Source organism: Streptomyces sp. NPDC028907, assembly GCF_055564995.1.
The window spans coordinates 26,548-39,782 of sequence record NZ_JBVHVE010000025.1; the positions used below are offsets into that span (position 1 = coordinate 26,548).

Genomic DNA, 13,235 nt, shown 5'->3' on the forward strand with positions numbered 1-13,235 from the left:
AGTCTGCCTCAGCCCTTGACGCTGATGCCGCGCTGCTTGAGGTCGTTGACCGTCCACTCCTGCATGTGGTCGAGCAGATCGGTGACCTTCTGCTCCTTGCTGACGACCGCGGCCCACTCGTCCTGCATCTCCGTGAACATCGCGGTCCAGTTCGGCCCGAAGGTCCAGTCCGTGGTGACGGTCCCCAGGCTGTCGGTCACCACCTTCTTCGCAGGCTCGTAGTTCTTCCCGAGCAGCTTCTCGGAGATCGCCTCGCTCACATACGAGCCACTGTCCTTGAGGGCCGGCATCACACCACTGCCGGTCTCGGGACTGGCCATGGTCTTCACGGCCCCCGTGTCCGTGGACATCCACAGCGCTGCCTGGGCGGCCTGCTCCTTGTTCTCGCACTGCTCGCTGACCAGCGTCAGATTGCCGCTCTGGTTGGTCGCGGCCGGCGTCTTGGCGGCCTCGCCCGCGAAGGTGGGCCACGGCGACAGCGCCCAGTCACCGAACGACTTGGTGAAGTTCTGCACCATGCCGGACATCTGCCAGGTGGAGATCTGCCGAGTCGCGGTCCCACCGTTGTCGTAGTTCCGCTGAACAGCGGCGTAATCGGCGAACGACAGCTTCGAGTTCAGATCGTTGTCGATGATCTCCTGGATCACCTTCGCGGCCCTGAGGGTGCCCTCGTCCTTGAAGTTCACCTTCCACGCGTTGCCGTCGATGGCGTACCAGTGGGCCCCGGCCTGCATCGCGAGCACCTCCAGGGTGCTCGGGTCCTCACCGGCGTAGTTGGTGATCTTGATGTCGTGCTTCTTCAGCTCCTTGCCCGCGGCGATGAAGTCGTCCCAGGTCGCCGGAGCCTTGAGCCCGTACTTCTCGAACAGGTCCGTCCGATAGATGGTGAACGCGGGAGCCGAGGCGGTCGGCACCCCGTACACCTTCCCCTGCACCTGCCCGGTGGCCCACGACCCGGCGTTGAACTTGTCCTTCTCGCCCTCGACGTACCGGGTGATGTCGGCGAGAGCGCCCTGCGAGACCCAACTGGTGACGTACTCACCGGTGTTCTGCAGCAGACAGGGCGCGTTGCCCGCCTTCACGGCGTTCGTCAGCTGCTTCTGCATGGTCAGCTGGTCGGTGACCTTCGTGTACTTGAGCTGAACGTCCTTGTGCGAGGCGTTGAACGCCTTGACGACCGCCTCCTGGCCGTTGGCCCAGCCCCAGAAGTCAAGGGTGACCGGACCGGAGGAATCGGACCCGGAGTCCTGGGAGCCGGATCCGCCACAGGCGGCGAGCAGACCGGACAGTGCGATTCCCGCGACGGCGGCGGAGGCGAACCTTCTCCGGGGGCTGGTGAAGTTCATCTGACCGTGATCCTTCGGAATGAGAGCGTTCTTGCGGAACGGCGGCGGCTCGGTGGCGCCGGCCAGGAACGGCGGCCGGAAATCATCGGCTCGCGGTTGCGGGGGGTCGGCCAAGCGGAAGCTGTAGTAAGCGGTTGCAGGGACGGTAGGCCGAGGGCTCGGCTCATAGCAAGAGGTGGGCGGAAATTTGTTACGCCTGCTTGTCCGTGCGGTTATGTCCTCGGGTGTCGGGAGGTGGATCCACGAGGGTGGGATTACCCGCAGGTCAGTGGGCTGCGACGGCGCCCGACGAGACGTCGGGAGCGCTCCCAAGCGCTGGAGGGAGCCAAGGAAATCGCAGCGGAAAACGCTTACGAAACACGAAGCGAACGTAGCCACCGAGGACACGAAGGCGACAGCCGACCGATAGGCCGGTGGGCCTGCCCCTGGTGGCCCTGTCCGTGCCCTCGGTCAGTCGCGGCGAGCGGCAGGCGGCCGCACGGAGTTCCGTACGACGACATGGGTGCCCAGCACCAGATGATCGCCGTCGCCGCCCTTCCGGCGCCCGGCGCCACCCTCGCGCCGGTCGGCCACGGCACGCAGCGCCACCCGTCCCATCTCCTCGTACGGCACGTGCACGGTGGTGAGTTGGGGCGTGAGCTGCGAGGCGAGCGGGATGTCGTCGTACCCGACGATCGACACGTCGTCCGGCACCCGAAGCCCAGCCGCCCGCAAGGCCTGCATGGCCCCCGCCGCGACGACATCGGTCCCGGCCAGCACGGCCGTGAACTCCATCCCCTCCGCCAAGGCCTCCTCGACAGCCTCGTACCCGTGCTCGTAGTAGTACGGACCGTGCCGCACCATGCCCGGTTCGAAGGGCACGCCATAGGCCTCGAAGGCCCGTCGGGCGCCGTTCAACCGGCCCTGCGCGGTGGTGAGTTCGGCATGTCCCGGCAGCACGAGCACCTTCCGGTGCCCGGCGGACAACAGATGGCTGGCCATGGCATAGGCGCCGCCCTCGTTGTCGTAGTCGACCGTCGTCGCCGGCACGTCGCCCTCCAGCGGCGGCCTGCCCACCAGCACCAGATGAGACCCCGCGGCATCGAGGGAACGCGCGAACCGGGCCATGCGCAGCTGGTACTCGTCGTAGTCGTACGCCCCGCCCAGCAGCACCACGGCCGCCACGCCCTGCTGCCGCATGAGGTTGACCAGGGCGAGCTCCCGCTCGGGGTCGTCCCCCGTGGTCCCCACCAGCGAAAGCCAGCCACGCAGCGTCGCGGCCCCCTCAACGCCCTTCGCCACATGGGCGAACGCGGCGCCGGTGATGTTGTTGATGAGGATCGCCACGGTGGGCGTCCCGCCGCCGGCCAGCGAACGGGCGTGGGCGTTGGTGACGTAGTCCAGGTCCCGGACGACCTTCATCACCCGGCGACGCAGTTCCTCCGACACCGGGTAGTTGCCCGACAGAACACGCGACACGCTGGCGACGGAGACCCCGGCGCGTTCCGCCACGTCCCGAATGGTGGCCCGACCGGCGTCGCCGGCCACCTTGCGCTGACTCACCCTTGCGGCTCCTTCACCGTTGCGCCTGCGTCGGCATACGGCCGGAAAACGCGCCCCCACCGATACAGAAACCGTATCCCATACACCACACCCAAGCCCCTGACGTCTCTCCACCCCGCCCACTGCAGCCGCATCAACGCCGGGCGAGTGCCAACCAACCGGCACTGTCCGCCGGACACCGGCCGCGAGGGAGCCGAAGGGGCGCGCCGGTGTCGAGACGGCTGGGGGTACCCCCTCTGGGGGAGCGCGGAGGCCTGAAGGGTCGAGCACGATCGCCGTCTCCCCGGCACAAGGCGCCCCGTAGGCGGCCGAGCCAGACATTCGGCACCCCAGCTGCAGGACTCGGCCAGGCAACGCCCCCAACCACAAGGCCTGAGCCGGCAACGTGCCCAACCAGAACTCGCCCCCGCCGCCCCTACCCGTCCCGTCCCTGGGGGCTGCGCCCCCAGACCCCCGCTGTCGGCCCTTCGGACCTCGTCCTCAAACGCCGGACGGGCTGGATGGTCTGGCCCGGCGTCGAGAGGCGCAGCCCGGGGCGGGTACCGGTCCGGCACGGTCGGGCCGTGTCCTCGAAACGCCGGACGGGCAGAAAGCACCACCCTCAAGCCACCCGAGCCATATCCGCGTGGACCACCTGATGCCGCAACGGCCCTCCACCTCCCACCCGCTCCAACTCCTCCACCACGATCCGCCCCAGCCGCTCCAGCTCGTTCCCGAGCGAACCCGCGATATGAGGCGTGAGGAAGACGTTGGGGAGGTGATACAGCGGCGACCCCGCAGGCAACGGCTCCGGCTCGGTCACGTCGAGTACGGCATGGAGTCGTCCGGAGACCAGCTCGTCCGTCAGCGCGTGGGGGTCGACCAGCGCACCGCGCGAGGTGTTGATCAGGACGCCTCCGTCCCGGATGAGCCCCAGCCGTTCCCTGTCGAGCATCCGGTACGTCTCGGGGATGTCCGGCGCGTGCAGGCTGACGATGTCGCTGTGCCGCAGGAGGTCGTCCAGGGAGAGCAGTTCGGCGCCCAGTTCGGCGGCCTCGGCGGCGCTGACGTACGGATCGTGCAGCAGGACCGTGAAGTCGAAGGGGCGTAGCAGTTCCAGGAGCCGTCTGCCGACTCGGGAGGCCCCGATGACGCCGACGCGGCGGCCGACGTTGCCGATCGCGGCGGTTTCGCGCTGCGTCGGGTAGGCGTGTGAGCTGCGGAAACGCTCCCGGTGGCCGAAGGTGTCCTTTCCGGCGAGCAGGATCATGGCGAGGGTGTACTCGGCGACCGGGAGGGCGTTGCCGGTGACCGCGCTGGAGACGGTGACGCCGGCCTTCCAGAGCGCTTCGCCGACGAGTGAGCGGACCGAGCCGGCGGCGTGCAGTACGGCGCGCAGTCCGGGTGCGGCGGTGAGGACGTCGGCGTCGAGGTGGGGGCAGCCCCAGCCGGTGATCAGTACCTCGGCCCGGGCGAGGGCGTCGGCTGCGGCCGGGTCGGTGAAGTCCCGCACGACGAGGGCGGGGTCGATCTGGGCCGCCTGCCTCAACCGGGCCATGAGCGGTGGGGGGAAGAGCAGGGGGAGGTGCACCGGATCCATTGCGAACACGGCCCTCGGCGGGTGCGGGCTGGGCATGACTCTCCTGAGGCGCTGGGTTGAGACGCTGATCGAGTACTGAGTGAGGCTGAGCCCGTGATGGGGGCGCAGCAGAAAATGTTTCAGAAAGCGCCTTCTACCGTAGATCTGCTGACTGACCCGGTCAATCAGTCAGATGGAGAGGGGAGTTTCCGGAACGCGCCGTCCGTGATCGTGGCGGTGGGCCACCCGCTGAGTGGTCTTGCCGGGTTCCGTACCGGAATCGGTTACTAACCGTTCCGCGCTTCCACGTTCCGTGCTTCCTCGTTCCGCTTCCTGGTTCCGCGCTTCCTCATCCTCGTGAGTCGCGCTGGCAACCGGCTTGGCAACCGGTTTCCATCAGTTCTCGCCCTGGCTGTCGCCCCAACATCCCAGCTCAGACCCAGTTCCCCGGCCCCCAAGCAAGCCCACCCCTCATGAAGCCGAGGTTACACAGACTTTTCGAAAATCCGTCAAGCCTCTTGACGCGCCCCCCGCCCCAGAAGAAGCTCTGCCCCAACGCCATAGCAACCGGTTGCCAAGTTGGCTGGTTCTGACCGGCAGACCGCTTGCTGGCCGATATATCGAACGAACTGAGCAGGAGGTGGTGCGCTCATGCGCCCACAGGCCGGCGCCCCCCTGAGTCGCCGCCGTTTTCTCGCCCTCTCCGCGAGCGGTGCCGCGGGCGGCGCGGCGGCGTTGAGCGGCTGCGCGCTCCAGGTGTCGAGCGGGGTGAGCGGATCCGGTGAGACCGTGACCGTGATGGTCAACTCCGGGGACATCCTCCCGGAGCAGGTCCAGCAGGCGAAGAAGGCCCTCGGCATCAAGATCTCCCTGGTGAAGTACGACATCACCAAGCTGATCGCGATGCTCACCAGCGGCAACCCGCCCGACCTGGTGCGCGGCGTCGGCGCCGTGGACCTGCCGTACTTCGCGGCGCGGGACGTGGCCGAGGAACTGGACCCGTACTTCGCCCGGAGCGGCGTCCTCAAGCTCGACGACCTCGACCCCGTGAACGACCTGTGGCGCTTCGACGGCCGTACCCAGGGCAAGGGCCCGCGCTACGGCATGGCGAAGGACTTCTCCCAGGACTCCATGTTCTGGTACAACACAGCGGCCTTCGACAAGGGCGGCGTCGACTACCCGCCGGAGACCGAGCCGGTCACCTACGAGGAGTGGCTGGAGGACGCCAAGCGCCTCGTGCAGCGCAAGAACGGCCAGACCACCGTCTTCGGCGGCAGTTTCAACGGGCTGACCCGGTCCACGCTCCTGGCGACCCTGACGGCGTCCGCCGGTGGCAACCTCTTCAGCGACGACTTCTCCCGGGTCGACTTCACCACGCCCGAGGCCCGCAAGGCGCTGGCCTGGTACATCGGCTACTGCAAGACCAAGGTCGGCCCGAGCCAGATCCAGCCCGACCCCAACGGCTGGGACGGGCCCACCTATCAGGCCGGGCGGATGGGCATGTCGAACTCCGGCTATTGGCTGGGCGGCATGATCTACCCGGACAAGAAGCTGGCGGAGGTGTCCCGTCTGGCACCCGCCCCGTTGTTCGCGGGCGGCGAGCGGATCAGCGCCTGCCAGGGCGGCACCGGTCTGTGGATGCCGCGCGGGGCGAAGAACAAGGACGCCGCGTGGCGCGTCTTCGAGTGGTTCTTCGGTGAGGAACCGGCCAAGGCGCGTGCCTCCGGCGGCTGGGGCATCCCGTCGCTGAAGTCGCTGCGCCCGCTGATGCCGGCGCAGGAGGACTACCAGAAGCGGGTCCTGAAGGTGCAGGAGAACGAGCTGAAGCATTTCTCGGTCGTGTCCTTCACCCCGTACACCAGGGCGGACGCGATCGACGCCCTCTTCAACCAGATCGCTCCTGCCGCGATGAACGGCCAGATCTCCGTCGACACCCTCGCGGGGCGTCTGAACTCGGCCATCAACGAGCAGATGAAGCGCGGTAAGGAGCAGGTGGGATGACGGTCGACCAGATCTCCCCGGTCGCGGACCGGCCCGGCGGTCGCGCGGCGGCGAGCGGTGCCGGACGCGCACCGGCCACCGGCCGGCCGCGGGTCTCGATGACCGCGCGCAGGCATCGGGCGTTCTACCTGTTCACCTCGCCCTGGATCATCGGGTTCCTGCTGCTGACCATCGCGCCGATGGCGTACGCGCTGTGGCTGAGCTTCACCACGTTCGACGGTATCTCGCCCAACTGGAAGTACGTCGGGCTCGGTAACTATCGTGAGCTGCTGAACGATCCGGTGACCTGGGACGCGCTCGGGCGCGCGGGCTTGTTCGCGATCACCTCGGTGCCACTGTCGATCATCGCGGGCCTCGCCCTCGCCGTCCTGGTCAACCGGCCGATCAAGGCGCGCGGACTGTTCCGCACCCTGCTGTATCTGCCCGCCGTGGTGCCGCCGGTGGGCGCGGGCCTCGCCTTCAAGCTGCTCTTCGATCCGAACTCCGGTGCCACCAACGGCGTCGTCACCTTCTTCGGCTTCGAGGCCGTCGGCTGGCTCGCCGACCCCTACGTCCGCTATGTGCTGCTGATGACGGTGCTGTGGGCTGCCGGAAACGTCATGATCATCTCGCTGGCCGGTCTCCAGGACGTCCCCCGGGAACTCCACGAGGCCGCCCGCATCGACGGGGCGAGCCCTTGGCGCACGTTCCGCAGCATCACCGTGCCGCTGCTGTCGCCCGTCCTGCTCTTCCAGACCGTGACCGGGATGATCGCCTCGGTGCAGACCATCATGCCGCTGCTGCTGGCCCCGCTCGGCGACACGAGCGGTATCACCACGGTGCCGCAGTCCAACTACCTCTACATGATGCACGTGTTCGCGCAGTACTTCGCGCTCGGCCGCTACGGCTACGCCTCCGCGCTGCTGTGGGTGCTCTTCGTCCTGATCCTCATCGCGACCGGACTCATCTTCAAGTTCACGTCCGGAGTCGTGTTCTACAACGTCGACCCGGAGGCGAAGAAGTGACCGCCACGACCGCCGCACCCGCCGACATACCCGTGCGGGTGAGGGTGCGCACCAAGCGCCTCGCCCTCTACACGGTCCTCGTCTCCGTCACCGGACTCTTCCTCGGCCCCTTCGGCTGGCTGGTCCTGTCCGGCCTCAAGACCCAGGGCGAACTGGCCGCCTCGCCCGTGCACTGGCTGCCGGACACCTTCCAGTGGCACAACTTCGCCGACGCGTTCACCCAGATCGACTTCCTCGGCTACGCCCGCAACTCCCTGATCATCGCCCTGCTCTACGCCACCCTCGTCACCGTCAGCTCGGCCTGGGTCGGCTTCGGTTTCGCCCGGCTCGACGCGCCCGGCAAGAAGGTGCTGTTCGGGGTGCTGCTCGGCTCGATGATGCTGCCCCAGATGGTCACCCTGCTGCCCACGTACCTGATCTTCGCCAAGCTCGGCATGGTCGACACGTACTGGCCGTGGGTGCTGTGGGGCCTGTCCGCGGCGCCGTATCTGGTCTTCCTCTTCCGGCAGTTCTTCGCGGGCATGCCGCGCGAGCTGGAGGAGGCCGCGATCGTCGACGGCTGCGGTTACACGTCGATCTTCTGGCGGATCTTCCTGCCGCAGTCCTGGTCCGTGCTGTCCGCGAGCTTCATCATCGCCTTCACCTGGACGTGGGGTGACTACATCGCCCCGCAGCTGCTGCTGTCCACCGACCGCACCACGCTCGCCGTGGCCGTGATGACCGCCTACGTCAACGAGGGCGGTACCCCCGTCCCCGAACTCCAGGCCGCCGCCTCCGTGATGTACGTCGTCCCGATCCTGCTGATCTTCCTCATCGCCCAGCGCGGCTTCGTCGCCGGGATGTCCACCTCCGGGCTGAAGTGACCCCTCTTACCGAACCTTTTGCAAGGAGTTACGCATGAACGCGCCCCTCTCACGCCGGAACGCCCTCCAGGCCGCCGGTGTCGTCGCTGCCGCCGGCTTGGCCGGCAGCATCGTGGGTACCGCACAGGCCGCCGCGGCCGAGGAGACCGGCACCACCGGCGACAGCGTGGTCATCCACCCGCCCCTTCCGCAGGTGCCTGTCAACAACTCCTTCACCGTCAAGGTCCGGCCGCTCGGCGGCACCTGGCAGAAGCTCGGCGTCTACCTTGCCAAGCTCGCACTGATCGACCCGAACACCGGCAGCAACAGAGCCCAGAGCTCCTCCTGGGCCGCCTTCGACTTCTCCGGCACCGTCGAGGTCGAGGTCACGTACAACCCGGGCGGCGGCGAGAAGGTCCGCATCCGCCCGGACTCGTACGGCATCAAGCCCGAGGTGCTCGGCAGTACCGCGCGCTTCACCCTGGACCGGCCCCGCAACCTCGTCGTCCAGGTCGACGACAAGATCTTCGACTGCCTGCACCTGTTCGCGAACCCGCTCGAGAAGGACGTGCCCGCCGAGGGCGACAAGAAGGTCATGTACTTCGGGCCCGGTCTGCACACCCACCCCGACCGGACGCTGAAGGTGCCCACCGGCACCACCGTCTACCTGGCCGCGGGCGCCGTCCTCACCTCCGCCGTGATCTTCGAGGGCGTGGAGAACTCCCGGCTGATCGGCCGCGGCGTGGTCTACGACACGACCGGCGGCGCGGTCTTCGTCCGCAAGTGCGAGAACGTCACGATCGACGGCGTCACGATCCTCAATCCCCGGTACGAGAACATCAGGGTCGCCGAGTCCAAGAATCTCACCATCAAGAACCTGCGCGCCTTCAGCCACCAGGGCTGGGGCGACGGCATCCAGCTCTACTGCTCCGAGAACGTAACGATCGACGGCTGCTTCCTGCGCACCTCCGACGACAGCATCGCCCTGTACACCCACCGCTGGGACTTCTACGGCGACACCCGCAACATCACCGTCAAGAACTGCACCCTCTGGGCCGACGTCGCCCACCCGATCAACATCGGCGTGCACGGCAACACCGACACCCCGGAGATGCTGGAGAACCTGAACTACGAGAACATCGACATCCTCGACCACCGCGAGCCGCAGGTGACCTACCAGGGCGCCATCGCCTTCATGGTCGGCGACAGCAACCTCGTCCGGGACGTCAAGTTCGACAACATCCGCGTGGAGGACTTCCGCTGGGGCCAGCTCATCCACATGCGCGTCGAGTACAACCCGAAGTACAACACTTCGGCAGGCCGCGGTATCGAGTCCGTCTACGTCAAGGACCTCAGCTACAACGGCAAGAACGCCGACCTCTCGATCATCGCCGGCCTCGACGCGGAGCACGCGATCAAGGACGTCACTTTCGAGAACCTCCGCGTCAACGGCAAGGTGATCGCCGACAGCACGGGCAAGCCGAAGTGGTATCTGGCCTCGGATGGCGTGCCCATGTTCGTCAACGAGCACGTGACGAACCTGAAGTTCCTCACCACCGCCGAGGCCGAGGCGGCCGCCGCGTCATGAGCACCCTGAGACCCATCCCCGCCACGAGCCGCCGGAGCTTCCTCGGCGGCGCCGCGGCCCTGCTGCTGGCGTCGGGCACGAGCGGACTGCTCCTGCCCGGCACCGCCGGAGCCGCAGTACGCAACTCCACCGGCACCGGCCCGTTCGCCCACCCGGGCCTCCTGCACACCGCCGACGACCTCGCCCGGATGAAGGCCGCGGTCGCCGCCCAGGAGTCCCCGGTGTACGACGGCTACCTCGCCTTCGCGGCCCACGCCCGTTCGAAGTCGACGTACACCGTCCAGAACAACGGCCAGATCACCTCCTGGGGCCGCGGCCCCACCAACTTCCAGAACCAGGCCGTCGCCGACTCGGCCGCCGCCTACCAGAACGCCCTGATGTGGTGCGTCACCGGCGTGCGCGCCCACGCCGACAAGGCGCGGGACATCCTCAACGCCTGGTCGGCCTCGCTGACGATGGTCACGGGCGCCGACGGTCCGCTGGGCGCCGGCCTTCAGGTCTTCAAGTTCGTCAACGCCGCCGAGCTGCTCCGGCACAGCGGCTACGACGGCTGGACGGACGCGGACATCGCCCGCTGCGAGCGGTCCTTCCTCGACGTCTGGTATCCGGCGATCTCCGGCTACATGCTCTACGCCAACGGCAACTGGGACCTCACGTCCGTCCAGTCCGTCCTGGCCATCGGCGTGTTCTGCGAGGAACGCACCCTCTTCGACGACGCCCTGCGCTTCGCCGCGGCCGGCGCCGGCAACGGCAGCGTGCGCAACCGGGTCGTCACGGACGCGGGCCAGGGCCAGGAGTCCGGCCGCGACCAGGGCCACGAGCAGCTCGCCGTCGGCCTGATGGGCGACGCCGCGCAGGTCGCCTGGAACCAGGGCGTCGACCTGTGGGGCTTCGACGGCAACCGCATCCTCGCAAACGCCGAGTACGCCGCCCGCTACAACCTCGGCGGCGACGTCCCCTTCACCCCCGACCTGGACCGCACCGGCAAGTACATCAAGGCGACCGTCTCCAACAAGGTCCGCGGCGCGCTGCCGCCGGTCTACGAGATGTACTACGCCCACTACGCCGGCGTCCGCGGCCTCGACACCCCGTACACCAAGGCGGCCGTCTTCCGCGGCACGGGCGGCGCCCGCTTCGTCGAGGGCAGCAACGACGACCTGCCGAGCTTCGGCACCTTCACCTACGCGGGCACGAAGGCCCCGACGCCGACTACGCCGACGGCCCCGTCCGGTGTCACCGCCCTCGGTGACTCCGACGCCGTGACCCTGGCCTGGCTGCCGTCCGCCTGGGCGACGACGTACACCGTCCGCCGGGCGAGCAGCCCCGAAGGGCCGTACGAGAAGGTCGCCGACGGGACCGCCGAGCCGGAGTTCAGGGACACCGACGTCCACGCCGGACGGACGTACTACTACACCGTTACGGCCGCCAACGCGCAGGGGAGCAGCGGCAGTTCGAGTCCCGTCGCCGCCACCGCCGGTCTCCCCGGACCCTGGTCCACCCGGGACGTCGGCCAGGTGCGGGTCCCCGGCTCCGCCGCCTTCGACGGGGAGCGGTTCCTGCTGGAGGCGTCCGGCACCGCCGACACCTACCGCTCCGTGCACCTCCCGCTGCGCGGCGACGGCACGGTCACCGCACGGATCGTGTTCCCGCTCAGCTCGCAGTACGCCAAGATCGGCGTCACCCTGCGCGACTCCCTCGACGCGGACGCCGCGCACGCCTCGATGCTGATCCAGGGACTGCCGCTGCACACCTGGAGCGGCGTGTGGACCGTACGCCCCGAGACCGGGGCGGCCGTCTCCGGCACCGGCAGCACGCCCGTGCCGCCCACCCAGCAGCAGGCCATCACCACGTCCGCGGCCTTCCCGATCTCCGACCTCGGTGAGCTGCCCGAGTCGGCGACACCGCTAGAGGCTCCGTACGTCGAGGGCGCGGGCGACGGCTACCGGCTGCGGGCGCCCTACTGGGTCCGGGTGACCCGCAGGGGGCGCCGCTGCACCGGCGCGATCTCCCCGGACGGCATCCGCTGGACCCAAGTCGGCTCCAGCGAGGTCGAGTTGGGCCGCACGGTGTACGCCGGGCTGGTTCTCACCTCCTGCCTCGGCGTCGACGCGGACTACGCCGAGACCGGCACCGGCGCCTTCGACAACGTCAGTGTGACCTCCGCGTCCTCCGGCGAGGTCTGGTCCGTGCCCCGCCCCACGCGCACCGCCACCGGCCTGACGGCGTCCACCGGCGCCGACGCCGTGGAGCTGGCCTGGACCGACCCGGACCTCTCCGCCCGCTACAACGTGCTGCGCTCCACCTCCGCCGACGGCCGCTACGAGAGGATCGCCACCGGCATCGGCCCGGTCGGCTTCGGCACCCGGATCCGGTACGCGGACGCCACGGGCACGCCCGGAAGGACGTACCACTACGTCGTGGCGAAGACGAACCACGGCGGCCGGGGCCCGCTGTCCGAGCCGACGTCCGCACGGATGCCGGCCCCGGGCCAGCCCCAACTCGCCTCCGTCACCGCGGCGTTCGCCAACAAGGGCGTGCCGTTCCGGCACCTCCTGCGCGGCTCGCACGAACCCGTACGGTTCACCGCGGCCGGGCTGCCCGACGGACTGCGGCTGGACAAGCGCACCGGCATGATCTCGGGCACACCGACGGAGACCGGCGAGTTCACCGTCACCACCACCGCGGGCAACGCCACGGGAGAGGGCACCGGCACACTCGCCCTCAGCGTCGGCACACCCCCGCCGGACCCCTGGACGTACGGTGACCTCGGTGACCCGGTGCTCGACGAGCGAGCCTTCGGCACACTCGGCGTGGTCTCGATCCGCACTCCGGGCAGCACCTCGTACGACGGCGGGACCTTCACCGTGCGCGGGGCCGGTGTCGACCTGAGCACCAACAACCAGGGTATGACCGGCCAGTTCGTACGACGGCCCGTCACCGGCGACTGCGAGATCACCGCCCGGCTCGGCTCCCGCACGGGCGCGAGCGCCGACCAGGTGGGACTGCTGATGGCCAAGTCGCTGTCGCCGTTCGACCAGGCAGCCGGGGCCGTCGTCACCGGCGGGAGAACCGCACAGCTCATGCTGCGCACCACCGTCGCCGGAAAGTCGGCCTTCACCGGAAACGCCACCACCACCCTCCCCGGCCTGCTGCGGCTGAAGCGCGTAGGGACCGCCTTCACCGCAGCCCTGTCCACCGATGACGGCGCCACCTGGACCACCCTCGCCACCGGCGAGATCCCCGGGTTCGGTGACGCCCCCTACTACGTGGGCCTCGTGGTCTGCTCGCGCAACCAACTGGCCCGCTGCACCACCGAGTTCAACGAGGTGAGCATCACCACCGACTGATCCCCCC

8 protein-coding genes are annotated in these 13,235 nt (G+C 68.8%); 5 read left to right on the forward strand and 3 right to left on the reverse strand.

The genetic code is table 11. From position 1 onward, the window contains the following. Nucleotides 1–8 precede the first annotated feature (8 nt). The 3 genes from ACZ4UU_RS43005 to ACZ4UU_RS43015 form a co-directional block, all read right to left on the reverse strand. Nucleotides 9–1,346, reverse strand: a complete 1,338-nt coding sequence (locus ACZ4UU_RS43005; RefSeq protein WP_471908887.1) for an ABC transporter substrate-binding protein — start codon at nt 1,344–1,346, stop codon at nt 9–11. Between the two features lie 450 nt (nt 1,347–1,796). Then, nucleotides 1,797–2,888, reverse strand: a complete 1,092-nt coding sequence (locus tag ACZ4UU_RS43010; protein WP_471908888.1) for a LacI family DNA-binding transcriptional regulator — start codon at nt 2,886–2,888, stop codon at nt 1,797–1,799. 601 nt (nt 2,889–3,489) lie between these two features. Beyond that, nucleotides 3,490–4,503: a hydroxyacid dehydrogenase gene (locus ACZ4UU_RS43015; protein ID WP_471908889.1), complete on the reverse strand. Its 1,014-nt coding sequence runs from the start codon at nt 4,501–4,503 to the stop codon at nt 3,490–3,492. Between the two features lie 594 nt (nt 4,504–5,097). Between ACZ4UU_RS43015 and ACZ4UU_RS43020 the strand changes: the two genes are divergently transcribed. Genes ACZ4UU_RS43020 through ACZ4UU_RS43040 form a run of 5 tightly spaced genes read left to right on the forward strand, consistent with a single transcriptional unit; the run spans nt 5,098 to nt 13,228 of the window. Beyond that, the gene (locus ACZ4UU_RS43020; RefSeq protein WP_471908890.1) at nt 5,098–6,447 is read left to right on the forward strand and encodes an extracellular solute-binding protein; all 1,350 of its coding nucleotides are present in this window, start codon (nt 5,098–5,100) and stop codon (nt 6,445–6,447) included. Further along, complete coding sequence (locus ACZ4UU_RS43025) at nt 6,444–7,451, forward strand: carbohydrate ABC transporter permease (protein ID WP_471908891.1); 1,008 nt, start codon at nt 6,444–6,446, stop codon at nt 7,449–7,451. The genes ACZ4UU_RS43020 and ACZ4UU_RS43025 overlap by 4 nt, the downstream gene beginning before the upstream one ends. Beyond that, nucleotides 7,448–8,314: a carbohydrate ABC transporter permease gene (locus ACZ4UU_RS43030; RefSeq protein ID WP_471908892.1), complete on the forward strand. Its 867-nt coding sequence runs from the start codon at nt 7,448–7,450 to the stop codon at nt 8,312–8,314. Before ACZ4UU_RS43025 ends, ACZ4UU_RS43030 begins: the two co-directional genes overlap by 4 nt. A 34-nt stretch (nt 8,315–8,348) precedes the next feature. Further along, the gene (locus ACZ4UU_RS43035) at nt 8,349–9,881 is read left to right on the forward strand and encodes a glycosyl hydrolase family 28 protein (RefSeq protein WP_471908893.1); all 1,533 of its coding nucleotides are present in this window, start codon (nt 8,349–8,351) and stop codon (nt 9,879–9,881) included. Next, nucleotides 9,878–13,228 carry an alginate lyase family protein gene (locus tag ACZ4UU_RS43040; protein ID WP_471908894.1) on the forward strand — a complete coding sequence of 1,117 codons (3,351 nt, stop codon included), beginning with the start codon at nt 9,878–9,880 and terminating at the stop codon, nt 13,226–13,228. The genes ACZ4UU_RS43035 and ACZ4UU_RS43040 overlap by 4 nt, the downstream gene beginning before the upstream one ends. Nucleotides 13,229–13,235 lie beyond the last annotated feature (7 nt).